Annotated in this window: 18 protein-coding genes; 11 read left to right on the top strand and 7 right to left on the bottom strand. The window is 44.1% G+C overall.

Translation table 11 applies throughout. The annotated features are described in order from the left end of the window. Positions 1–8: 8 nt before the first annotated feature. Both GV030_RS10120 and GV030_RS10115 read left to right on the top strand, forming a co-directional pair. A complete protein-coding gene (locus GV030_RS10120) occupies positions 9–3,497 on the top strand; it encodes a DUF6443 domain-containing protein (RefSeq protein ID WP_159582194.1) in 3,489 nt (1,162 codons plus the stop codon). After that, positions 3,497–4,018 carry a hypothetical protein gene (locus GV030_RS10115; RefSeq protein ID WP_159582193.1) on the top strand — a complete coding sequence of 174 codons (522 nt, stop codon included), beginning with the start codon at positions 3,497–3,499 and terminating at the stop codon, positions 4,016–4,018. The genes GV030_RS10120 and GV030_RS10115 overlap by 1 nt, the downstream gene beginning before the upstream one ends. Positions 4,019–4,046: 28 nt before the next feature. Here the strand turns inward: GV030_RS10115 and GV030_RS10110 are convergent, their stop codons facing one another. Next, positions 4,047–4,211 carry a hypothetical protein gene (locus tag GV030_RS10110; RefSeq protein ID WP_185155813.1) on the bottom strand — a complete coding sequence of 55 codons (165 nt, stop codon included), beginning with the start codon at positions 4,209–4,211 and terminating at the stop codon, positions 4,047–4,049. Positions 4,212–4,674: 463 nt separating this feature from the next. Here GV030_RS10110 and GV030_RS10105 point away from each other — a divergent pair, with 463 nt between their 5' ends. The 9 genes from GV030_RS10105 (at position 4,675) to GV030_RS10065 (ending at position 19,272) form a co-directional block, all read left to right on the top strand. Continuing rightward, a complete protein-coding gene (locus GV030_RS10105; protein WP_159582192.1) occupies positions 4,675–5,538 on the top strand; it encodes a hypothetical protein in 864 nt (287 codons plus the stop codon). A gap of 175 nt (positions 5,539–5,713) precedes the next feature. Next, positions 5,714–14,197 (top strand): RHS repeat domain-containing protein, encoded by an 8,484-nt coding sequence (locus GV030_RS10100; protein WP_159582191.1) that lies wholly within the window; start codon positions 5,714–5,716, stop codon positions 14,195–14,197. A 20-nt stretch (positions 14,198–14,217) separates the two neighbouring features. Next, entirely contained in the window at positions 14,218–14,622 is a 405-nt protein-coding gene (locus GV030_RS10095) for a hypothetical protein (protein WP_159582190.1), read from the top strand. A gap of 154 nt (positions 14,623–14,776) precedes the next feature. Further along, entirely contained in the window at positions 14,777–15,352 is a 576-nt protein-coding gene (locus GV030_RS10090; RefSeq protein WP_255465306.1) for a transposase, read from the top strand. Positions 15,353–15,573: 221 nt separating this feature from the next. Next, positions 15,574–16,791, top strand: a complete 1,218-nt coding sequence (locus GV030_RS10085; protein ID WP_159582189.1) for a hypothetical protein — start codon at positions 15,574–15,576, stop codon at positions 16,789–16,791. Beyond that, on the top strand, positions 16,791–17,132 hold the full coding sequence (locus GV030_RS10080) for a hypothetical protein (RefSeq protein ID WP_159582188.1): 342 nt from the start codon (positions 16,791–16,793) through the stop codon (positions 17,130–17,132). Before GV030_RS10085 ends, GV030_RS10080 begins: the two co-directional genes overlap by 1 nt. Beyond that, positions 17,113–17,574, top strand: a complete 462-nt coding sequence (locus GV030_RS10075) for a type II secretion system protein J (RefSeq protein WP_159582187.1) — start codon at positions 17,113–17,115, stop codon at positions 17,572–17,574. Before GV030_RS10080 ends, GV030_RS10075 begins: the two co-directional genes overlap by 20 nt. Beyond that, positions 17,561–18,697 (top strand): type II secretion system F family protein, encoded by a 1,137-nt coding sequence (locus tag GV030_RS10070; protein ID WP_159582186.1) that lies wholly within the window; start codon positions 17,561–17,563, stop codon positions 18,695–18,697. The genes GV030_RS10075 and GV030_RS10070 overlap by 14 nt, the downstream gene beginning before the upstream one ends. 11 nt (positions 18,698–18,708) lie before the next feature. After that, positions 18,709–19,272 (top strand): toxin-antitoxin system YwqK family antitoxin, encoded by a 564-nt coding sequence (locus GV030_RS10065; protein WP_159582185.1) that lies wholly within the window; start codon positions 18,709–18,711, stop codon positions 19,270–19,272. Between the two features lie 101 nt (positions 19,273–19,373). Here the strand turns inward: GV030_RS10065 and GV030_RS10060 are convergent, their stop codons facing one another. The 6 genes from GV030_RS10060 to GV030_RS10040 form a co-directional block, all read right to left on the bottom strand. Beyond that, on the bottom strand, positions 19,374–20,525 hold the full coding sequence (locus GV030_RS10060; RefSeq protein WP_159582184.1) for a helicase associated domain-containing protein: 1,152 nt from the start codon (positions 20,523–20,525) through the stop codon (positions 19,374–19,376). A 306-nt stretch (positions 20,526–20,831) separates the two neighbouring features. Continuing rightward, positions 20,832–21,440 (bottom strand): porin family protein, encoded by a 609-nt coding sequence (locus GV030_RS10055; protein ID WP_159582183.1) that lies wholly within the window; start codon positions 21,438–21,440, stop codon positions 20,832–20,834. A 73-nt stretch (positions 21,441–21,513) separates the two neighbouring features. Next, a complete protein-coding gene (locus GV030_RS10050) occupies positions 21,514–22,413 on the bottom strand; it encodes a hypothetical protein (protein ID WP_159582182.1) in 900 nt (299 codons plus the stop codon). Positions 22,414–22,466: 53 nt separating this feature from the next. Then, positions 22,467–22,598 (bottom strand): hypothetical protein, encoded by a 132-nt coding sequence (locus tag GV030_RS21605; protein WP_255465305.1) that lies wholly within the window; start codon positions 22,596–22,598, stop codon positions 22,467–22,469. A 50-nt stretch (positions 22,599–22,648) separates the two neighbouring features. Continuing rightward, positions 22,649–23,230: a hypothetical protein gene (locus GV030_RS10045; RefSeq protein WP_159582181.1), complete on the bottom strand. Its 582-nt coding sequence runs from the start codon at positions 23,228–23,230 to the stop codon at positions 22,649–22,651. A gap of 173 nt (positions 23,231–23,403) precedes the next feature. Then, positions 23,404–24,750: a sigma-54 dependent transcriptional regulator gene (locus tag GV030_RS10040; protein ID WP_159582180.1), complete on the bottom strand. Its 1,347-nt coding sequence runs from the start codon at positions 24,748–24,750 to the stop codon at positions 23,404–23,406. Positions 24,751–24,760 lie beyond the last annotated feature (10 nt).

Raw genomic sequence — 24,760 nt, 5'->3', positions numbered from 1 at the left:
CTGATCTGATGAACCTAAGAACCATACTACTAACGCTCACGGGTATCGTACTATCCCACTTTAGTTACTCACAGACCTCAGATGAGAATTATGTGACCACCCACAGGGCGCGGATTAGTGGTTATACCGGAAGTATCGCTGGGGTTACTGATCAGACAAAGGTTATGCGCTCTACCCAATACTATGATGGTTTGGGTCGGCCCATGCAGCAGGTCATACGAAAAGGATCCCCCAATAGCAAAGATTTGGTGACCCCAATAGCCTATGACACCTACGGAAGACAGGATAAAGGCTACCTGATGTATGAAAATGCGCATGCCACCCCAGGGAACTATCATAGTAGCTGGAGTACGGAGATTGCTTCTTTTTACTCCTCCACTACCAATAAGGTGGCCGATGAATCCACGTACTATTATAGTGAAACGAAGTTTGAAGCATCACCGCTTAACAGACCGTCAAAGCAATACGGCGCGGGTGACGGCTGGAGAAGCCCAGACAAATTCGTTGCTATGAACTATTCTCCTAACACGCCTGGCACAGACACCAGGCATATTCTACAGCGTTTTAGTGTTGCTAATAATAGCAATCAGACAATTACCCATGAGAGCGCCTATAGTGCCGGGGACCTGTGGGTGACAGAGACGACTGATGAAAATGGAAACATTAGCCTTGAGTTCAGAGATAAGCTGGGGCAGACGGTGGCCAAGAAAAGCCAGGTATCAGGTAACACCTATGCGACTACTTATTATCTGTACGATGTGTATGGCCAGCTCACTTTTGTGCTTCAACCGGAGGGAACGGTGCAGATGGGAACAACCTACAGTCTACTCAATGATACCGCTTTTCGTAAGAAATGGATGTTTCGTTACCAGTATGATGGCAGAAGGCGCATGATCGAAAAACAGGTGCCGGGAGCTGAGCCGGTTTATATGGTATATGATGCCAGAGATCGGCTGGTACTGACCCAGGATGGCAACCAGCGTGTGCAGCTGGTCAATAGCAATATTTCTTTGGATAAGTACTCAGGGCAATCGTACCAACTCAATGGAGGTACCGTTACCCTCACTCCTGGATTTCATGCCGGCGGAAGTAGTACCAACACCTTTTCCATCTCAACCACAGCATATAATCAATACACCTTTACTAAATATGATGTGCTGAACAGGCCAATTATGACAGGTATCTGTACCATCACAGATGATCTTGTGGATATAAGGGCGGATGCCCAGGCCATGAGCGGAGGTGAGACCATCACTACGACAGGTCACGGCTACAGCACGAGCACTACCTATCCCAATGAAAGCAGAAGTAGCATCACGTTTGATCAGGTACTATCGGTGACTTATTATGATGACTATCGGTTCAAGGGACAGGGTTATTTTGGAAACCATACGCACAACTACATAGACAAAGGGGCTGATTTTGAAAACACGGCAATGAGTGCTGTGAGCGGACAAGTGACAGGGAATAAGGTCAAAGTACTGGGTACAGACGACTACCTTTATGCGACCTCCTACTATGATGACAGGTATCGGATGATCCAGAGTATAAGTACCAACATCCATGGGGGCACAGACAGGGTGAGCAATGCCTACTCCTTTACAGGCACCGTGAAGAAGAGCATCCGCAACCATGATGGGGAGGAGAGCGTGGATACTGAGGAGACTTATACCTACGACCATATGGACCGGTTGATCACTGCTACCCATAAGATAGACCAACAGGGAGCTGTGACCATGCAAAGCAATAGCTACAATGAGATCGGGGAGCTGGTGGAGAAAAACATTGGCAATGCTGTGCAGAGTATAGATTATCGGTACAATATTCGTGGTTGGCTGACAACCATTAACGGTGGTACAACTTTGGATGACGGGAATGATAGGCTGGGTTTGGAGTTGCAGTATGATCTGGCTGGTCAATTCAATGGAAATATTGGTAAGATGAAGTGGAAAACGGCTGGCTTGGGAAACGCCTATCCAAAAACCTATGATTTTACCTACGATTTACAGAATAGGCTGAAGACTGCAACGTATTCACAATTGGGAGCTAATAATTTCTTCAATGTTACCGGTGATGATAATGGAATACGGTATGATGCCAATGGAAACATTAAGGATTTGATACGTACCATGGCGGGGCAGGTGGCTGATGACCTTGCATATGCGTATAATGGGAATCAACTGGTATCTGTAAAAGACTATGGAACCTCGGGTTTGTTTACCGATGGCAATACAACCAACACTGATTACAAATACGACCAAAACGGCAACATGATCAGTGATGCCAACAAAGCGATAGGCAGTATTACTTACAACTACCTGAATCTCCCTGAGCGCGTGAGCTATACTGATGGGAATGGTGTGCAGGAGGTACAATATACCTATGATGCTTCAGGAGTAAAGCTGAAAAAAGAGACTACTTCGGGAGCGGATATAGACTATCTCGGGGGGATACAGTACCGTGATGGGCTACTTGATTTCATCCAGCACAGTGAGGGTCGGGCGCGCAAGAGTGGCGCCAGCTTTCTGTATGAGTACAACCTCACTGACCACCTGGGCAATGTGCGAGTGACCGTAGACGCAGGTGGAAATGTGATCCAGCGGGATGATTACTATCCTTTTGGTTTGACCTTCAATAGCTATACAAGCGGTACTGAAAACTTGTATAAATACAATGGGAAGGAAGAACAGAAAGAGACTGGGTGGTTGGACTATGGAGCGAGGATGTATCAGCCTGATTTGGGTAGGTGGTTTAATATCGATCCTTTAGCCGAAGAAACGTACGATTTAACTCCTTACCACTATGTTTACAACAACCCACTTCTTTTCATTGATCCAGATGGCATGTTCGGTGATTATTTTGACGAGGACGGAAAACATCTTGGCAATGATGGAAAGGATGATGACAAAGTTTATGAGGTTAAAGGAAACACCGATTTAGATCAGTGGGGTCCAGATGGTCCGGTAGTAAATGAAAGTGAAACCACCATAACCGAAATAGGGACACGAGATGATTTTGTGGATATGAATGGAAAGGAGATTTCTTCAGATGAGACCAAAAATGCATTGGTTGGCTTATCCATCAATATGAAAAATAATGGGATTACCGAAGATTATGCTAAGATTACGGTGACAGGGGGAGATAGATCTGAGACCAAAAATAAATCCGTAAGTGGTGCAAAAAAGAGTAGGCATATACAAGGAGATGCAGCAGATATAAAAGTAAAAGGAATGTCAAATAAGGATTTGGCAAAGGCTGCTGGTAATTCAGGATTGTTTAGCGCATCTATCTATTATCCGAATATGGGAGATACTCAAGGGTTTGGCAGGCACTCTCATACAATTAGCATTGGTGTTTTTAACATCAGGACGAGCCGAAGAAACATTCAAAAGAATGCGCCTCATGTTCATGTTGATAATAGGCCGGGGAAGCCGCAAAAAGCTATTGAATATACAGGCCATAATCCTAAAAATCCGACATTTAAAATATTGAAGTAATGAAAAGCTGGATGATTATGTTATGTTTTTTTATAACTACTTGTTCGTTCTCTCAAACATCCCTTGAGTATACAATTGATAAAGGAGTTGTAGGTGAATTGAGAATTGACGATACAGTAGATAATATCTACACTATTTTCGATAAGGAAAAAGAAATAAAACTAGTTGACCGGTACATTGAAGCTAGTTTTAGTCCAGCTATTGAAGTGAGTAAGAATGGAGAGTCACTTTTTATGGTAAACCTTGACTGTGACAAGATTTACTCTTTTGAGATTTTTAGCCCTAAGTATGAGACAACAAGGGGAATAACTACAGCTTCAAACTTTGGCCAATTGAAGAAAGCCTATAAAATTTCTTCGATTGAAAACCATGAAGGAGCATTGTATGCATTTGTTGATTCATTGGATATCTCTTTTTCATTGGAAACCATGGAGGTTATGAAGGCCGGAATAGATATTAATGAGATAAAAGTTGGTGATATCCCCGACGACATTGGAATAATCTCAATCATAGTATTATAGACTAAAAGCCCCGCTTCGGCGGGGTTTTTTATTGTGCTAGCTTCTGCACCTGTCTTTTAGTTAGAAAGGCATCAATGAACGTTTTAACCAGGTGCTTATCCTCGGCATCCAATTGCTCCACCGCTTTGAATTGTTTCAATAGTTCCTTATCTGTAAGCTGAGCGGAAACCACTTCATCTTGGCTACCATTCATTAGGAAATCCGCAGTTGTATCAAGCGCATTAGCCAGCTTCTGTAAAACCTCAGAAGAAGGGTTAGACTTTTGGGTCTCATATCGTCCTCCGCTGGCGCACGAGTGTCGCGTGTGCCTAGTCAGGGGCTTTTTTATTGTGCCAGTTGCTGTTGAAAGAAATCCCCTCCCTGGCTTAAGTTTAGTGCAGCGTAACTTAAGTCTAACATAAGTGGTCAGTAAGTAACTGACTAAATAAGAAGGATAAAGTAAGCCTCATTTCCAAACAGAAGCCAGTGGAGGGAGCATCAGCAGCCAGGACTGAAGCCCGCTGAGGGAGTCACTTTAAGGGCATTGACCACTCCAAACCACTGCCTATTATATTGATTTTCACATCCCCGAGATTTTAATATTGCACATCCGGGATTATTTCTTATTTTGGTTCCGCAAAAACCAACCATTTTTTTATTTCCAACCCTGTTGACCAATGAAACGCCTCTCCTTATTGATAAAAACTGCCTTTTTACCTGTCTTCATGCTTATGCTTGGATGGGGAGAACTCAAAGCTCAATCTGCAAATGTTACGCTCAATCATGGAGATGGTTGGTACCGCCTCATTCTGGGAGGGCATCCGCGAGCTGGTGGAGAGATCAGCATTTACGGTGGCTTGGGTAATAACAAACTCACCCTTATTAAGCTCCATGCCACCTTCATGGGGTATAGTCAATATGGATCCATAGAAATCGTAGAAAACCTGTTTTATAATGGAAACCATGTGGATGCCATACGCTCGGGGACTATTGGCGGAGGGTTGAGTGCTCTGGACTTTCATTTCGTCGGGATCACAGGCACTCCCACAGTAGTTGTAGAGGTGGATGGTATTAATATGACCATTGCCGACCCGCCAGAGTACGAGCCTGTCGCACCTACGGGAGTCACAAATATATCGGGTCGTGTTCTTGGTATATCGAGTGTGCAATGGCCGGTCTATTTTGGGAACAAGGTGGGGATTGGTACTTCCACACCATCAGAGGAACTAGAGGTGAATGGCACCATTCGCTCCAAAGAAGTAAAAGTAGAAGCCGCCCCCTGGCCGGATTATGTTTTTTCCGCTGACTACTCCCTCAAATCCCTGGAGGAAACAGAAGTCTTCATCAAAGAAAACAACCGACTGCCCGACATGCCTTCAGCCAAAGAAGTGGCCGAAAACGGAATCGCGCTCGGTGAAATGAACGCCAAACTGCTGGAGAAGATCGAAGAGTTGACATTGCATCTGATCGAAAAAAATCACGAGATCAAAGAACTCAAAAGTCAGATGTCAGAGGTTTTAAAGGAGCTGAAGGTGAAATAACTCCTGATTTTTTTAGCACGAACTGTCATTGGCCATGCCATCAATGATTTGCAGTTGTGGTATATTCAAAATTTTCAGATAATGTGGCCCGTTCTGTTGAAATTTTACTTGCACCATTTAATAAAAAAATAGATTTTAGTGAATTAAAATCAATTATCACCTAACCTAATTGATCATGAATGCAAAGAGTTCAATGTTCCTAATGGCACTGCTATGTACTCACCTGTCATTTTCTCAGGAACAATCCTCTGCTGGTAAAATCGTTGATACCAATACCTTTTCCGTGGGTGGAGTAGACGCAGGGTCTCTCCAAAACAGCGTTAATTTATTCAGTGGAGAAGTTAATCTACCCGTAAGTTTAATAAGTGCTCCAGGAAAGCAGGGTTTGGGAATTAATGTTGCGATCAGCTATAATTCTAATGTTCAGCATCAGGCACAAACCATCAATGAGGAGTCTGCGACTGGAGTGTTAGGGCTCGGCTGGACCCTCAGCTACCCCGAGATCGTCGTGGATCATAAAAACACCGGAAATGTGGAGGATGATCAGTATTATTTGAAGGACGGGTCGCTTACAGAATTAATTTATACAGGTACCGAGTCCTATTACTCAAAAGATAGAAACACTACCTATACAGCGGAGGTTTTTAAATCAAAGAATTATACCAATTGGAAGATCCGATACATTACTTCCAGAGAAAGATGGGAGATCACAAAGGAAGATGGGACGGTTTATATATATGGAGATCAATATACTTTTCCGTCCTCTATTCCTTGGGTGGTCAAATGGGGCAATTGGATTGGGAATAGCAATGTGACCAGTGGACAGAGTCAGATGCCAAGGGCATGGAATCTGTCTAAGATCATTAATAGATTAGAAACAGATTATGTGATATATGGCTATGATAAAGTTGAGAGCAAGGTTGGTGGTTCATCTGGCCTGCTACATACTGAAGCCTGCTACTTATCAACTATAGAAAATGGGTTGGGATATGATGTATCACTTACTTATTCTTCCAAGAATTCTTATGAGTATTATGAGCCACACAGGGAGAATCCAACTGAGCCGGATGCATATCAGGAAATCTATGAAAAGAAATATTTAGTTGATGTCAGGTTAAACCTGAATGGTGACTTAATCCAGACAGTTACCTTGAACTATCATCCATTGACTGAGCTCAGTTCTGACGATCGGTATAAAAAAAGATTGTTATCTGAAATTCGCTCATCAGATCGATTTGGTAGCTATACCACCCAAGCGTCTTTTGAGTACTACACATCGGGAACCTACATAGGAGCATTACAAACGGTTTTGACTGCATCTGGGGCATCCATTTCATATACTTATCAGACCAAATCTGTGGGAGATTTGGATTTGCCAATTTATGCCCCCGCGGGCTACTCCGAGCCCCAAATCTGGCAAGGACCCGGTTATGTGGTGGTCTGCTGGAGAGAATTGAACGGTGTAAATCATGATAACTCTGATAGGCCTGTCAAGGTGTATGTGTATGAGTGGGATGGCAAATGGAAGGAGAATTTCATTACCACCATCCAGGGGGTTGACCGGGATGCACTGGGAGGAGACAGATATCAGGAGTTTTTCGTACAAACACAAAAGGATTTTTTCGGGATAGCTACTCCGGGGACAGGAGGATATTGTGAGCTTTTCCTCGTGAGTAAAAATGACCTGACTGGTGGGTGGAGCCTCTATAGTCCACAGGTCAATATTGGCAGTTCGAAACCCTCCTTTGTGTCAGGAGATAATTTTGTAGGAGTTGGCCAAAGAGCAGAAGGAAGTAGCACCAGTTCCAAATTGACTGTTTACATCAAGAATAATAATATGAACTCCTGGCGCAGTGCCGTAATTAATAATTATAGTGGAACCCGTGATCCATATCATATTGGACAGTCAAATTATATATTCACAACTTACGAAATAGGAGATTATAATTACCGGGACATTCATTACCTGAAGAGGGATAAAACCTTTGCCAATAAGCAGACTTACGACGGTAATGATTCATGGAATGCACAAATGGGGATTGCATCAAACAATTTTGTAGCACTTAAATATTCAAATGGGAAAGCCGTAATTTATCAATGGGATCAATACTTCAATCAGACTATGACCCAGCTTGGCACAGGGTTTAGTAATTTGATGCGGATGCAATCAGTCAATAATTCCATCGTCCAGGCCAGTGATTATTATCAAAGTAAAATTGATTTGGGGAGATTTAACGGCCAAAGTTGGATTACTTATAGTGAGGCTACTCATAACGACGTATGGAGGAGTTCTTTAAATGATGACTTCTTCGTTTGGTCTGACAACAGTGGTGGGTATGACGGATTCAGAATGGAGTTTAACCCCAATACCAATTCGTGGAAAACGAGAACCCAGCTTCCAGAACACCCGTCTTACCCAAATGATGGCTTGACGGTTGGTTCATTTTGGGGGAACTACTCTTATTACTGGCCCTACTTGCATAAACGTAGCAATACGGGTATTTGGAACAATACGTTTTACACTTCTGAGCTGTCTGATACACAGGGTGAATCGAGCTACGTGTATGGTAGCCCGAACTTCTTTTTTCACGAGCAAAGTGATGGAACAGGTCTTTATAAGTACACCTTGCATAATGGAGAGGTAGAGAAAACCTACATAGACGGTACTTACCATTCCGGTTTTTTTGCCAATGAGGCAGGTGGGTTGGGTGTTTTTGTTACCTATGGTTCGTCAGATGAGTGGAGTGCTACATCCCTGAAATTACATAAAGTGATTCGCCACTCTGTGGGTGGAGCATTGAGTTTTTATCCTGTGAAGTACATTTCTGTTAATGACGGGTTTAGTACGATTTCTACTGCTTATAATTTCACCACCTCCACAGCCACAATAACACCAGACGGAAGGTCTCCTCAGTTTAATGAAGCCACTACGCTACTTGGCACGACATCTACTACTACTTCACTTAATGGTAAAGTGATTTCTTACTTCTACAATGGAGAGGTGTTGGCTGATGAGCATTTGACCAATGTCAATAGTAAGTCGCCATTTGTAAGGGGAATGAGCTACAAAACGATAGCATTAGACGCTGGTAATGCAGAAGTATCTAAAACTGAGAGCTATTTCACTAGAAAATCTCTTAGTATCACCAACGCCTTAGGGCAAATGATTCAGACGGCCGAGCTGATACTCCCGACACAAACGAAATCTACTGTTGAGGGAATAACGTCTATCGTAACCTACGATTATAATGTACTCAACCAACCGGAGGCTACCACTTCTGTCAATTATGATGCAGATGGTAATAGTGATGTATATAAGCAAACGCAGAAGTATTATTGGCAGGTTTATAGTACAACAGGGCTATCTGATAATCTCTTGAGTCCTGTGATTCAACAAACTAGTTTGGTAAACGGAGTAATTCAGGGATCCTCTGTAACCACCTGGTCTGGAGGTCTACCATTCAGAAGTTATTCTCAGGTGGCTTCGGGTAGTGCTTTTAATGATTGGACCAATTCGGGCACTATTCCCTCCAATTGGCAACTTGTGGGGGAGATGGTTTGTGATTCAGACGGACGAGTGATTGAAGCCAAAGATGCATTGGGGGTGTGGTCATCCACTTTATATCGAGATGATATGCCTGTATTGAAGGCTTACAATGCCAGGGAAGATGAAATTTGGTCTGCAGATTTTGATGATGGTACCTTTGGAGGAACTTCTACCTGGTACACCCCGGTATCAGGAGGCAATTGGTCGGTATTGTCAGGAAGCGCAGTTTTTGATCAATCCACCACCACAGGAATGATGTATACTGATCTATCTGGTCAATTCGATGGGGATTACATTTTTGAATTTGATTTGACATTTGAGCACAATGCGACAAATGGTTCTGTGGAGATAAATTGGGATAAAACGTCTAGTGCAGATGGGTATGTATTGACCATTGATTTTGATGGGAAAGTTACCTTATTTGACGGAGCTAGCGAACTAGCGACAAATGTTACAGATTTCAATTTGAGTAAGTGGCAACCGTGTCGTTTGGTGAAAAGTGCTGGGGAGATTCATGTGTATATCGGTAATGAAAAGGTCCTTAGGTCCGCTGTTTCAGAAAGATCCGGATCCAGAGTAGAAGTATGGGCTAATCAGATCGCATGTGCGTTTGACAATTTCCGGGCATATCCGGAAGATGCATATGTTTCTTCATTTTCTTATGACCCTAAAACAAGGTCTGTGATTGCTACTAAAAAGGAAAGTGGTTCAACTAATTATTACGCCCAGGATGAAAATTATGCGACTTACGCGCATATAGATCATAACCTGAATCCGGGAGGAAGTTCTGCTAACTATTTACCTGGTAAATATGGTTTATCAGTCAGTTCTTCCAACCCTATTATCGGATTGCAGAGTGCATCCAGTGGTACAGAGGGTTTTTATGAGGGTTTTGACTTTAATCTGGGTCGGTGGTCGGCCAGTGGTGGTGACTGGACGTTTGAGGAGGGGGGGCTTACGCATTTCAATAATGCCGGTGCCAGCGGGAAGTTCATTTTGGATTTACCGGAGGACGTTACTGGCAAAAGAGTGGCTGTGGAGTTTCTGGTGAAAATGCCATCCTACTATACAGGGGGATCGGGCAAGTTGAATTTTGGTTTTGGGGCCGGTTCCTCCACCTGGGATGGTAATGAAGGAACCTCGGGCAATGCGGTTTTCAACGAATTTATGTATGACGGTAGTGGATTTGATTTTCTCCTATATACTACACCGCGGGATGTCAATATGAAGATGGGCAAGACATATAAGGTGCTCACAATTTTGGATTTCGAAACGCAAAAGGTGGATTGCTACGTAGACGGCAAATACATTATTACGGAGAGTTTTAGATCAGGAGCTTCTAATGTCGGAAAATTTGTCTTCTTCAACCGAGGAGACTACGGCTATTCTACTCCGTGGACCGTTGATAACCTACTGATCTATTCAGATCCAAGTCTCTCGGCCACTTTTGTAGATGCTTCAGGAAAGGTACGTCAGTCACAGAGTGAATTACCAGATACCAAAGTGATGGTTTCGGGCGTATTCTATGACAACCTTTCCCGACCCTATGTGCAGACCAGATCCCTGGCTTTGGCGGGTAGGTTGGGCTATAAGTCTTCCTTTGCCAGCTGGAACTCTTCTACCAAACAGCTTTCCGGTGATATCACGGCAGAGTATGGAGCGTTGGCTTATTCTGCATCAGTATATGAAACATCACCATTAGGGCGTGTTTTAGAGTCGAAAATTCCAGGAAATGATTTCGTGTTAGGGGGGGTGAGGACTACCCGGATGACCTACGGAACCAATGGTGATGCAGGACTGAACTTTGACAATGAAATTGGTTTTGATGTTGACTTACCTGATAATTTTTATCGAGCCAGCAAGGTTGTTAACGCCGATGGCTTGGAATCATTTCAGATTAGTGATCTGTCGGGTAATACGGTGTTGACCAAAGCAGGAAGTGTGAAAGGGATAAAGTACGAGGCCCAGAATTTCCAGCTCAGTTCAAGCCAATCGACGCACTCATTTACTGCCGTTAGAGACCAAACCATTGATTATGGCTATTATGGAACCTCCTTTAAAGTAGGAACTTCAGGGCCAGGATCATCCAATATCGTGAATAATACGGTGGGCTACGGATCATTTACATTTCAGGCTACCCAGGGCGTGACTTATTATGTGACGTATGCCGGATCATATGGCGGATCGATCACCTACGATACCAAGGACCCGAATGCTGACATTTATCTATACAGCAGGTCAACCTACGATGATGTCAGCAATATATCTTATTACTATCCACCTAATTATTTTGACCAGGGTCTGTCGGAGAGTGAAAGAAACTCTTTTGTGGCGACTTCCACTTACAATTTTATTGGGCAGGTGACCGAATCCAAAGATGCTGAGTCGGGGATCACGAAATATAAATACGATGCCTATGGCAGGCTCAGGTTCTTAGAAGATGCCAAGGGGAGGGCTCAAGGTTACTTTCTCTACCGCAAGTATGATGCTTTGGGCAAAGTGATTGAGGAGGGTTATATCAACAGTGGCTTTACCAGTGCTAATCCGGATAACCAGGCATGGCCAGCTACGCCTGCCACCTGGAGAAAGAAGTACACCTATGGTAATCATGAGAATACGACTTACGATAGGGACATGTTGATCCAGGTGGAAGTGAACAATGACGATGATAATGCTGCTGAGGTGACCGAAAGTTATGATGCCCTAGATGGTGAAGGCTATCAGAACGCCGTAAGAACAAAAATACATGGTGAAGGAGTAGCCATGCCGATCATAGTTTATAGCAGGAATAACAGCGGTCAGATAGTACAGGTAGAGTATACGAAGCCCGTAGATCAGTTGATTGGGGAAATTGTCACCGGCACCAGGGAGGTTCAGGCAAAAGAGGTGGTGCTTTCAGGTACTCGTGTTGAGTCTGGTGGAGATTTGTCCGTGATGGCGTCTAATAGTATTGTCCTTAAGCCAGGCTTTTGGGCCAAAACAGGATCATCTTTCATAGCTTCTGCCGGAGTGGCCGCTATTGATGAAGCGGCTATTGTTTATGATTATGACTTGTCCGGGCGATTGATATCAATAGGGAGTGAATCAAATCCGAATGAGTATGCCGTCTATGTATACGGGAACAATGGAGCCCTAAGTCAGGAAATACTGAATAACGAGACTCTTCCAATTAATTATAGTTATTATAGTGACAATGGATGGCTAGCTTCCATTGACGTTCCTTCGAAGTTCACAGAGTCTATCGAGTATACCACCAATGCATATGGCAGCCCCTCTGGTTATTATTCAGGCAATATCTCCAAGGTAACACATACCTACCCCAGCGGTCTCGGCATAGAAAACTATTCCGTCAGATACAAGTATGACAAACTCGGCAGACTACTGGCTGCCGATAACAGCAGATATCATGAAAATGACATTGGAGTGGGTGGAGATATGTTTTATGACCGAAATGGAAACATTCTGACTAAGCGGGTGCAAAGCACGAATTGGAACTATTCGTATATAGCCGGCACCAATAAGGTATCCACTCTGACTGGAAGCGGCACACTGGGGACATACACTTATGACAATGTAGGTAACATTACCTCTAATGTAACCGATGGACTGTCAAATATCACTTATGATAAGGGACTAGGACTCACTACCTCCATTGACTTGTCAGGTGAGATGACCTCCTTTCAATATGGTGCAAATAATCAGCGCCTGCTAAAGAAGGATCAGGAAGGCGCCAATACCTTCAAAACCTATTATGTACATGGAGATGCTGATTATCCACTGGTGGAGATCAAAGATGATGGAGTTACTCAGGATGTCAGCAAGTATATCTACGGACCGGGTGGTATAATCGCCATAGCCAAAGAAGGAAACTGGAGTTTTGTGATCAAAGATCATTTGGGGAGTACCAGAGCGGTGGTGGATGCATCTAATGCCTATACTGCCGGGTACAACTACAGACCATTTGGACGGCCATTCAAAAAAGTGGGCACCGAAGAGGTGGCCTATCAGTTTACCGGGCAGGAGTATGATCAGGAGACAGGCCTGCACAACTACAGAGCTCGCTTATACGATGATGAGTTGGGCAGGTTCTATGCGGTAGACCCCGCAGGGCAGTTCCACTCCCCTTATGTCGGGATAGGGAATGATCCGGTGAATGGAGTGGATCCCGATGGGGAGTTTGTTACATGGAGTATTGGAAATGGAGGGTTTAGTGTTGGCTTTAATCTGACACCTATCGGAATACCATTGGGAGCGGGCTTAAATGTGGGATGGCAGGATGGCTTCTCGGCTGGGCCTTACGGGGAAGTTGGGTACAGGGTTGGTGGTAATGGCTTGGGGGCTGGCGCTGCGGTTCAGCAAGGATTAAATTACAATTTCTCGAATGGAAATTTAAGTACTTCCACTACGGGTCTTGGCTATGGATCATTCGGGCCTTTTACTGCAGGAGGATCGGTCAGCTATAATTATGATATTACTAATAATCAATGGAGCAACAGTTGGGGAGTAAATGCCGGTATTGGGCTTAGTAACTATGACGGTAGTGGTGGTATTGGTATCGGCGTAGGTTACGGTTCTGGAGGGTTTTCATATGGTTTAAGTGGTTATTATGCTCCTGAGAATAGAATAGGTACCCGAGCAAATGCAAAGGCTTTCTGGAGAGAAAATTCTAAGGATTTAATAGCTTATCAGGATCCATGCCCTACTTGTCCTTCCGGAGTAAGCATTAAAGATCTTGATTGGTCGGTACAAATGGCGGTCTCCGCAGGAGGCACGCCAATGTTTGATGATGGTGGGAATTTCATGGGTGTTCAGATGTCTAATGGCAAGTTTATTCCGGTTAATAATAATGTAACTGATTTCGAGAATTTTGCATCGCTGTTTGCATTAGGGGTAACATCTCGAGCTCCATTACTTTCTTTTAGAAAAATAAATAGAGGCTTTATTTTTAACGGTACAAGAGTTCAAGTTCACGAACACAGTTTAAATGCTCTAAAGGGTCAAGGAAGCGGGGTTATTAAAGCTTGGCACATGAATGTAGGAAATACACACATAATATTTAATCCTCAACATTGGGGTACATTAACTCCTTATTGGTGGAGCCCATTTAGATGAGACCTTAAAAAAGAAATGCAATGGAGGGCTATGACTTATACATTAATGACAAATCAGGCACTATATGGGGGTTAGTAAAAGCTTATGCATTGAGAAATGCTGATCATATTGAGTTTAATATTCTATACGAGGGTAGGCAATTAGATGAGTTTATACTAAAAAATAGAGATAGCTTAGTAGAAAGGGGAAAAAAGAAGAATAAATTGTTTCGAAGTGGTGAATACCTTAGGTTTCTATTTTCTGACAATCTGAAATCACTTATTGAAAATATAGATTTTGGATATTTTAAGAATTATTGCGTTGAGGATGTTTCTTTTTATACTGATGAATGTGAAATAATTTCGACTATCACACATGAAGATCAAATCTATTTGAAAAAAGGTAGTGCAATTAATTCGCTAATAAGAACCAAATATCAGTTGTAGTATGGATTCATCATTGGAGCGGAAATGTATCAGCTCCCTCCCTGGCTTAAGTTTAGCGCAACGTAACTTAAGCCTAAAATAAGTGGTCAGTTTGTAACTGACTAAATGAGAAGGATAAGAGTAGGCTTCAGTTTCAAAAGCCAGAGGAAAGGAAATGTTAATCAGGTTTAATAACTTGGTGGATACCTTCAAAGTACACGATATCAGATCATCAGGCACCTCACTTTATCACCTTCGCTACTGTTCAGTGGGTGGTGCTTTATCCAGACCATCGTATAAAGATATAATTGTGGAGTCTTTACGGTATTGTCAAAACGAAAAGGGTTTGATATTGTATGCATGGTGTGTTATGTCCAATCACATTCATCTCGTTGTTGCTGCTCAGGAAGGGTGTAATCTCTCTGATATACTGAGAGATTTTAAGAAATTTACAAGCAAGAAAATGCTGAAGGAAATAGATGAGAACTTGCAGGAGAGCAGAAAAAATTGGATGCTTTGGCTGTTTCGCTCGGCAGGAGAGAAGAATAGCAATAATGTAAAGTATCAATTTTGGCAGCAAGATAACCGGCCGATTGAATTATCAACCAACGCGATGAAAGATCAGCGATTGGACTATTTGCATAATAATCCGATGACAGAGGGTCTGGTATGCGAAGCTGAATATTACCCATACTCCAGTGCCATGGATTATGATGGATCAAAAGGGGTACTCAATGTTGCGTTACTGTAATCAGTAGGCTTCATATACAAAACCTTTGCCCTTGTTGGTCTTGTGACCAACAAGCAAGATGCAGTCCGAGCGGGTGCGAGGTGAAGTTTATGTCAGCCAGTAGCGGGATTGATCGAAATTCAGTCCCCGCAGGGTTGTTTATGCTCTCACTCCCCCAATCAGATTTTGCTCCCAATACCTGAGTGCTCATCCACATCTTTGTTAAATTCACCTCCATGGTCATGAGAATATCAGGTGGGGTATTGTCCTATGTGCTCGCCATCAGCTTGCTGATGAGTGTGGGCTTGTCCATGCTCACCCTATATGTCTATTATGCACGCATGGAGCAGATTCATTACCTCACCAGAATACGACTCCAGAAAAACCTGGCCTCCGGGATACAGATGACGCTTGGGGAATATGACCACTTTGAGTATGACCGTCCCTATGATTTCGACCTGTATGGGGAGGAACAGGATAGTATTTCCATCTTGCGGAGGGCATGGGGGCTTCTGGATCAATACCGGGTTACGGCCTATAAAGGAAATCAGGAAGTAAGTCGCAGCTACACGTTAGCTCATCGTCCTGAGGACAAAGGAAGATCAGCAGTATTTTTGGTGGATGACGGGCGGCCATTGTCGCTGGTGGGAGATACGCGCCTGATCGGTGATTGTTATCTGCCGGTATCGGGTGTACAAAGTGCCTATATCAATAGGGTGGGGTATACCAGTGACTCACTGATTTACGGCACGGAGCTGAAGAGTGAGAAAAAACTTCCCGAAGTGACGCTGAGTGACGCTTTTGGGCGAATGGAGCAATTGGAGGGCGTACAACTGGAGCAGGACAATGACACACTGATCAACTCGTTTGAGGCGGATCTCGTGGAGGTCAAAGCAGGCAATGCTGGAGTTAACAAAGTTTATTCGGGTCATGTGCTGATCACGTCTCAAAGTCGCTTGATCTTTGATACTTTGGCCAGCACCACGGATATTGTGGCCTATGCGCCAGTAATCGAGTTTCTGAGTGGTTTTCAGGGGAATGGTCAATTTTTTGCCACGGATACCATCATTGTCCACGACAATGTGAAGTTGACCTATCCGACGGTGCTGGCCACGTATAACCGGAATGACCTTGCTACCATTCAAACCCGTGGGAAATGTGAAATTACTGGCTGGCTACTAATGGATGGGAGCAAAGATGGCTTCAGAAGACGGGTAATCTATCTGGAGGATGGCACACAATTTCGAGGCATGATTTACTGCAATGGGATGTTGGAAACCTATGGCACAGTGGAGGGACACGTGACAGTGAAGCGTTTCCTGGTAAATGCTCAGACAGGCGTGTATGAAAATTACTTATTCAACGCGACCATTGATGGCACTCAGTTGGACACTGCTTTTTTGGCCCTGTCACAGTGGTTTTATAAGAAGGAAAGTAAAGTATTGAAATACCTAAACTGATGCGGCTAAAAGCGTATACAATTATCGAGGGCATTGTATCGATGGTATTGCTGAGTATTTTGCTCTCCATAGCGGTGATCGTGTCATTTAATCTTTACAGGTCCTTTCCGGCCCGTCGTGAGTTGGCGTTGAAAAACCAGGTTACACAACAGTTGGATTCACTGGTGGCGATCAAACAAACTCGACCTCTTACTTTCTCCAAAGACCATTTATCTTTATCGTATGAGGTGAGGGATTTTCAGGGGTTTGATCTTATCAAGATTGCCTCATGTATGGGGCAGGACAGCACCGGATTGAAGGAGCAAGCATCTACCATTTTTTATGTACCAGAAGAGGATTAGTGGATTTACCATCATAGAGCTACTCGTGAGTATGATCATCGCATCGATCATCATGTCATTGTGCTGGGGGGTGATTTCATTTGTTCAGGGTTACAAAAGTCGGATTGAGACCAAAGCAGAAGAGATCACCCAGGGAGCACGCGTGGAGTACCTGTTGTCGAAAGATTTTCAAGCCTGCGAGGCATATAAACTATCCACAGGACATTTACAGTTGATTTCCGAAGGTCGGGAAATTGATTATGAATTCGGAGCTGAGGTGATGGTAAGGATCCTTAAAGGTACAAGGGATACCTTGGGAGTCTGTATGAACGTATCGATAGAGGAAAATGCTCCTGGCGTACTACGTACCTGTCTTTTTTTTGGTGAAAACAGTCATTGTTTCCAACTATATCAGATAGTTTCGAGTGAAAATCAGATGAATAATACCATTGAAACTTACTGACCTGGACATATCTGGCCCTAAGGTCACTCAAGAGAAAAAGCAGGAGTCATTTCTGACTAAAGAAATTGACCTATTTCCACATAGGGTTTCTGACAAAGAAAAGGAAACCATCTATCGTCAACTGAATGTGCTACAACAGTCAGGGGTAGACATCCGTGCATCTTTTGAGATATTGTTTCAGCAACTCAAACGCAAAAAGACCAGGGAGAAATTGCAAATGGTGCTTGCGGAAATTGTGAAGGGAAAGTCGCTTTCAGAATCACTGGCACAATTCAAGGATTTCACACCCTATGAGGTGTTTTCATTGAAAATTGGGGAGGAGACAGGTCGTTTGACTCTTGTTTTCGAAAAATTAACCACCTATTTCGAAAATCAGATAGCGCAAAGGAGGCAAATCGTGAGCGCCCTTTCTTATCCGATTTTGATTACGCTCACTTCTTTTGGGGCGGTCTCCTTTATGATCTTCTTTATCATTCCAATGTTTGAGGAGGTCTTTCTGCGTTTCAATAGTGACCTCCCGGCTTTAACCAAAACCATCATTGGCCTTTCACGCGGATTCAGATCCAATGCCTTATTGCTCTTCTCATCGGTGGGCATTGTACTTTTTTCGATTTATGCGCTCAGAAAAAACCTTCGATTCAGATGGTTCAAAGAATGGATTTGGCTCAGGGTACCGCTTTGGGGTGAAATATACAGACAGATTTATCTGGCTCGTTTTTGCGACAGCATGGGATTGCTTATTCTATCAGCGGTTCCCATGGTGCATACGCTGGAGATGGTCAGGAAGATGATTGGCTTCCTCCACATTGAGGTGGTTCTTGATCAGATTAAAACGGATCTTGTTCAGGGAAAAACCATTACGGAGGCCTTTGAAAAACATGCTGTTTTTGACAATCAGATGATCGCTTTGATCAAGGTGGGTGAGGAGGTGAATCAGTTAGGCTCGTTTTTTCAGAAATTGTCACTAGATTATACCAATTCTGTCAAACATAAAACGGCCTTGATGGCTACTTTTTTGGAGCCATTCATGATCATATTTTTGGGACTGGTGGTTGGGGTTATCCTGGTGGCGATGTATCTTCCGATGTTTGAACTGTCGTCCAGTATGGATTTTGGAAATTAAAATTTATGGCAATGAACAAGTTTTTATTGGTGCTGGGGTTTCTTCTTGTTTTAGCAGCTTGCGGTCAACGGATATTTCCGTCAGATGATGGAGAACTTCAGAAAGTGACCACCAAAGCAGGTGATGACTTTCTCGAATTTCGGTTAACCAGAACGAAGGTGAACCCTGATCCAAACCGGGAGTATTTTTGGTTTAAAAGTGGGCAGCTCCAATCCACCCGAGGGAGCTTTTCGGGGTACTTGCTGGATGGGGAATTTACCCGAATGAATCAGGAAGGTCAACTGTCAGCCAGGGGCGAATTCAAGGATGGCCTTAAAACGGGTACCTGGTATTCATACCAGCAGGGTGAGCTAGTAACCATAGAAACCTACCGCAAGGGCCAGCTTTCTGGTAAGTCGCAGGATTTTCTAGGCGGAGAGGTTGTGGAAGAACGTATTTATAAATCTGGTGTTTTGAATGGATTCCGAAAGGAGCTGCGGGGAGATTCTGTGAGACAGATCAAATATCGAGGTGGAGTGCCTACCGATACCACCTATCTGAAAAGTGGAGTTTTGTCTTTAGATTTTCTCCATTGAGACAATTTGTTGAACCTTAGTCTCTTTGAATGCGCTGATCCAATAAGGTTTGATTTTCCACTTTGCTGAATCTGTTTGGTATGAGCAAAGTGCTAGCATACTTATTTATTCTGGTTTGTTTCCAGCTTCTCAATACGCTCCAATAGTTCTATTTGGTAAAGCGTAAGCTCCTCAATCTTCTTTAACAGGCGCATGTTCATGTCACCCAGGTCTATGCCATTGGCTTCTATCTCGGCGGCAGAGGGTATTTCCGGGAGGTGTTTGTTTTCCTTTATGTAAGCTTTAGTTGCTTCCAGTGTTCTGAGGTTGTAATCCGCTTCAAATACATAATCCGGGGCTCCTATAACCTCCATCACCTTAATCTCCTTGGCCCGTATGGTACCATCCACGGCCAGCTTGGACTGTGGGTCGCTGGTGCCTATGCCCACCCTTTCATTGGCCGTAATTCTTACGACCTCATTGCCCCCATTCGTGCTGAAGCGTATTGACCCCCAGTTGCTTTTGAGGCCGATGTAATCCGCGGCGGCTGTATTGGAAGAGTAACCCACCAATGCATTTCGGGCAGTATTGTCAGAAGGGCGGAAGGTTAAGCTATACTCCTGATTGGTTGTATTTCCTATGGTGACATTGCCACCAGTTACAGTGAGTCTATCCAAAGGGTTGGTCGTTCCGATTCCGACATTTCCGGTCTCGGTTATAGACATTTGCTCACTGATAGAAGTGACTCCTGTCATGAAACTAAGACGGTTGGGAGTTTGGTGACCCACCCAATGGATTCCTGCCACTCTTGTAGAAGCCTCCAGCCACTCGATCATAGAGTAAGAGCCACTGTTTAGTTCGAATCTCATATAGGGCATAGCAGATTTTAGGTGCAGCAGGTGGACAGGTGTGGTCGTTCCGATTCCGATTTTACCATCATGACTGATGTGCATTTGTGGTACCGGATCTCCGCCCGAAACCGGGGTGGTCAGAAATTGCATGTAGGTATCCCAGCTTCCGCCTCTGTAGGATCTGATCTGCGCTTTTCCAGCTGCAGCAAACTCAAACGACAAATCCCTCTTACCCCCTGAATTTAGCGGCTGGTTGGGACCTTTGATCACCAGCTTGGAGTAAGAATTGGCTGCAATGGAGCCGATGGAGAGGTTGCCGGAGCTGGTGTTGTCGGCACTTTGCTCCCAGTATACGGACTGACCCTGGGTGTGACCAAGGCCTAACAATGTGATGATGATGGTGATTAAAAATGACTTCTTCATAGTAGTTTGAGTTATAACCTTGATCTGGTGGCCTTGATCAATAACGGTCCAGTTATTTAATGAATAAAAATGATTAAAAACAATGGAACTGCAAAGAGCGAGCTGAATTTTGAGATCTCTCATTTTGTTCAGGATTCATAGGCACGAAATTTTTTTTCATGCGCATGAAATTGGAAAAACGTAGGCATGTTTTCCGGACTCTTTTGGTATAGGGACTGCATAGACGGTATGGGGTGAACAAAAAATAAGGCCCCGAACTACGTTCAGGGCCTTATTGCCTTTCGGCGGATCTATGTACTTTTCGACTTAAAAGTCGAATCCAAGGTAAAGTTGCAGGGCAGAGTTTTTAGAGTTTTCGGTGGCCTGTCCGGCTACCCCGCTTTGTCCAATCTCCACAAAGCCGTAGTTATACCTTAGGCCAAGCATGCCATCAGGAAAGTCAAACCCTATACCTCCGGCAATACCGTAATCAAATGTATTGAAGTCATCACGATCCAGAGACTCCACGTCGTTTACACTACCATCATCGTCAATGTCCTTCACTTTGGCACCCACCAGAAATCCCAGATAGGGGCCAGCGTGAATGTTGAAGCTCCCTATCTTGGCCATGGCCAGTACAGGTACTTCCAGGTAGTTGAGGTTGAATCGGTATTTTCCGCTGCCACCAAGAAACCCACTATACTGTATTTCGGATCCCTTCTGAGTAAAAAGAAACTCGGGCTGTATGGCAAAATTGTTGCTGATGTCTGACCGGTGGAATAAACCCACATTGAATCCAACTTTCATGTTTTCATCGTCCACATCGTCCACGTAGAGATTGGTGAAGTTCACACCCCCTTTGAGTCCAGCTCGCTGAGCCTGGGCAGAGGTGAAAAAGATACACATTGTGGCTAGAAATAGTATTTTGAATTTCATGGTCTTAATGTTTTAGTTTGAAAGGTTAAAATTAGGGTCCGGATCTGTTCCGGACCCCATAGCTGATCGAATATTATCCTTTTACGGAAACAACCAGGTACTTGGATATTTTCCAGAATTCTGAAGGGTTCACCACTTCCAGGTATTTCACTTTACCGTCTTCATTCACCAACTTGTAGCTCTCGCTGGGGTGCTCCGTCACGATTTCCAGTTTCTCACTGTCTATGTAAAACCGCTTGGTGTTCTGTATATCCACTTCGGTGAATTTCTGCTGGGCGGCATCCGCTTGCAGCTCGGTGGTTTTTCCTATCCAGAGGAACCCACCTTCTTTGGTCACTAGTCCTTCTTCTTTGAGTTTTTTCTCAGTGTCTACCGCAAAAAAGGCCGTGTTCAGATCGTTTTCACGCTCCACGAGCTCCTGGTTTTGGAGTTCTATGGTTTCCGTTTGCAGCTGCACACGGGTCACCAGTGAGCCCACCTCGGTATCCAATTCGGCGATTCGGTTATCTCTCATCTGAATGTCTTCCTTCAGCTGAGCGATTGATGCTTCTCTGGCTTTCAGGTTTTTCATCATATCCTGTACCCTTCTTTTAAAAGCATTCAGCTCTATGTTTGAGTCTTCCAATTGACTCGATAGGGACTTTACTTTTTCATTGGTACTGGTGATCAGCTCATTGATTTTCTTCAGGTCACCCACCATTTGGTCTTTTTCCATGCTGGAAAAGTCACCTGATGACGAATTGGCAATGAGGTTTTCCTGCGTTTTGATTTGCTCGATCTGAGTTTCCACTTCGGCCATCACGTTCATGATGCTGTTGAAAGCCGAATCACGCTCGTGCAGTTTTTGCTCCAGCTGGTCAGCCTGAGCTTTTAGTTGTTCGCGTTCTTTTTTGTCGCAGGAGGTGAAAGCAAGTGCTCCCACCAGTAATATGGCTGAGATTTTCAGCGTACTTTTTTTTGTTTGAGAATTCATAACAGTATTGATTTTAAGGTTATCATCTTATTTAATGGGTCCGCTTTCGGACTTTATCTTTCTTCAGCAGCAGGATGGTTTTTGCTGTTTTCCGTTCTCAGTGGAAGGTGACGTCTGATTTTTCTGATCCCAAACAACATCACCAGCGCACCTAAGCACAGATATATGATGGCTAGAGTTTCCATGTTTTGTTCTTTTATGATGAATCAAAACACCTGTTTGCTTTAACTTTTTTTTAGAAGGTAAACTTGATGCCCAGTCCGGGGTCCAGTGCGAGGTACGCATCCCCGTTGGTGGTGACCTCCAGAAATGGCTTCACATCCAGACTTACCGCTATTGGCACTTCGTTGATTTTATACTCCAGCCCGAAGATTCCATCTATACCCACTCCAAAGTCACCGTTGGATCTGCGGTACCCACGTACACCATCATAGTATACCCAGTCGGTTTGGGTGGCTATGTGACCGCCGATACCATAGTACCAGTTGAGCCCTGGTTCGTCAAATGCATTGACGTATCGCTCGAAAAGGATGGTGGCGGACAGGGCGCTGGGCCACAGACCGATGATTCCTTCTATTGCTGTGGAGTTGGAGGTGAAATGTTTGATGGTGAGACCTGAGGTACCAAGTCCACGCACACCGAAAGCTGTGTTGTAGCTGGAGGTGTTGATGGCCAGCGATGGCTTCACAGGATAATGAATAGAGGAGGCAGAGAGGTCTGCTTCCGTTTTTTCATCCTTTTGGTTATCGCTGGCAAGTACACCACCAATAGAAAAGGTAAAAAGAATAAATGCTGAAAGTATTTGTTTAGTATTCATGACTATACGTTTTGATTTACGAATAGTCATTATGCCAAACTTGTACCAGATTTATATTTCACTGTAACTAATTGAAAATTAGCTGATTGTGTTTTCGTCTATTCCGTGATTTATCCCAAATTGGCAGGCGCATTCTCAAAAAGAGAAGCCCATCTCAAAATTGTAGTGCTAAATCACTTCTCTTTTTTCAGCATCCGATAGATGGTGGACTGACCAATGTCCAGCAGCTCGGCCACTTTTTTGATGTCATCGTTGTGGTTTTTGAGGTACATTTTCACGATTCTAAGTTCGTAGTCCTTCATGGTGAGCGCTTCATCGAAGAGTTCGGTGATGGGATTAGACTGAGTGAAGGTGATATCTTCGGCAGTAATCTCATGGTCTTCCGCCATCACCACGGATAGCTCCACGATGGATTTGAGCTCCCGGATATTTCCCGGATAGGAGTAGGTCATGAGCTTTTTCAGGGCATCCTTCGTGAAGGTTTTCGGCGGCATATCGTTTTCTTTATAGAAACTCTCCGCGAAGTGTTTGGCCAGGATCACAATGTCATTCTCACGATCGCGTAAGGGGGGCAGCTCTACCGGTAGCCCAAAGAGCCGGTAATAGAGGTCTTCCCTGAAGGCGCCTTTTTTCATCTCGTCCAGCAGGTTTCTATGGGTAGCGGCTATGATCCTGCAGTCCACCTTTACTGGTTCGGTACCCCCTACACGCACGATTTCCTTTTCCTGAAGTGCTCGCAGCAGTTTGGCCTGCAGCTCAGGAGCCATTTCACCTATTTCATCCAGGAACAGGGTGCCGCCGTGTGCCTGCTCAAACTTGCCTGCATGTCTGTTGGCTGCTCCGGTGAAGGCACCTTTTTCATGGCCGAAAAGCTCACTTTCTGCCAACTCCTTGGGGATGGCACTCATATTGACCGCCACAAAGGATTTCTTACTTCTGGGTGAGTTGTAGTGGATGGATTTGGCCACCATTTCCTTACCGGTACCAGTCTCACCGGTGATGATCACCGAGATGTTGTTGGTAGTGGCCTTTTGCATCATCTGAAAGACCTTTTTCATTTCCTTGCTCTGGCCTATGATAGATGTCTCAAACTCATACTTCTGAGCTACCTCCGTCTGGAGATTTTCCAGCTGGGTTTTGAGTGAGCGGTTTTTGTTGATGTGCTGGACCACATTGAGGAGGCGATCGCGAATGTCTTCGGTCTTGGTGATGTAGTCATAAGCCCCGGCTTTCAGCAAGGAAACGGCCGTTTCTATTTCACTTTGCTCCGAGATGATGAGCACTTCGATGCCTGGGTCCGCCGCTTTTATCTTTTTGAGCAGGTCCTCTCCATTATAGTCTGGCAGGCGGTAGTCCAGGGTGACCACATCCGGCTTTTCATTGATCTGCTTCAGAAAAGCTTCTCCATTGGCAAAGGTCTCCACCCGGTATTCAGGGTTCAGGGTGAGGTTGTGATGGAGGAGCTTTCTATACCAGTCATCATCTTCTACTACAAAAATTGTAAATGGCTTTTGACCCATAAGTTTTAAT

Origin of the sequence: Marinoscillum sp. 108, assembly GCF_902506655.1 — a bacterium.
GTDB classification, from domain to species: Bacteria; Bacteroidota; Bacteroidia; order Cytophagales; family Cyclobacteriaceae; genus Marinoscillum; species Marinoscillum luteum.
The sequence above is the reverse complement of the archived record's forward strand: the minus strand, read 5'-3'. Positions and strand labels throughout refer to the sequence as shown.

Coding starts and splice junctions, on each gene's coding strand:
- GV030_RS10120 (WP_159582194.1), top strand. CDS start 9: ATGAACCTAAGAACCATACTACTAACGCTCACGGGTATCGTACTATCC.
- GV030_RS10115 (WP_159582193.1), top strand. CDS start 3,497: ATGAAAAGCTGGATGATTATGTTATGTTTTTTTATAACTACTTGTTCG.
- GV030_RS10110 (WP_185155813.1), bottom strand. CDS start 4,211: ATGAATGGTAGCCAAGATGAAGTGGTTTCCGCTCAGCTTACAGATAAG.
- GV030_RS10105 (WP_159582192.1), top strand. CDS start 4,675: ATGAAACGCCTCTCCTTATTGATAAAAACTGCCTTTTTACCTGTCTTC.
- GV030_RS10100 (WP_159582191.1), top strand. CDS start 5,714: ATGAATGCAAAGAGTTCAATGTTCCTAATGGCACTGCTATGTACTCAC.
- GV030_RS10095 (WP_159582190.1), top strand. CDS start 14,218: ATGGAGGGCTATGACTTATACATTAATGACAAATCAGGCACTATATGG.
- GV030_RS10090 (WP_255465306.1), top strand. CDS start 14,777: ATGTTAATCAGGTTTAATAACTTGGTGGATACCTTCAAAGTACACGAT.
- GV030_RS10085 (WP_159582189.1), top strand. CDS start 15,574: ATGAGAATATCAGGTGGGGTATTGTCCTATGTGCTCGCCATCAGCTTG.
- GV030_RS10080 (WP_159582188.1), top strand. CDS start 16,791: ATGCGGCTAAAAGCGTATACAATTATCGAGGGCATTGTATCGATGGTA.
- GV030_RS10075 (WP_159582187.1), top strand. CDS start 17,113: ATGTACCAGAAGAGGATTAGTGGATTTACCATCATAGAGCTACTCGTG.
- GV030_RS10065 (WP_159582185.1), top strand. CDS start 18,709: ATGAACAAGTTTTTATTGGTGCTGGGGTTTCTTCTTGTTTTAGCAGCT.
- GV030_RS10060 (WP_159582184.1), bottom strand. CDS start 20,525: ATGAAGAAGTCATTTTTAATCACCATCATCATCACATTGTTAGGCCTT.
- GV030_RS10055 (WP_159582183.1), bottom strand. CDS start 21,440: ATGAAATTCAAAATACTATTTCTAGCCACAATGTGTATCTTTTTCACC.
- GV030_RS10050 (WP_159582182.1), bottom strand. CDS start 22,413: ATGAATTCTCAAACAAAAAAAAGTACGCTGAAAATCTCAGCCATATTA.
- GV030_RS21605 (WP_255465305.1), bottom strand. CDS start 22,598: ATGGAAACTCTAGCCATCATATATCTGTGCTTAGGTGCGCTGGTGATG.
- GV030_RS10045 (WP_159582181.1), bottom strand. CDS start 23,230: ATGAATACTAAACAAATACTTTCAGCATTTATTCTTTTTACCTTTTCT.
- GV030_RS10040 (WP_159582180.1), bottom strand. CDS start 24,750: ATGGGTCAAAAGCCATTTACAATTTTTGTAGTAGAAGATGATGACTGG.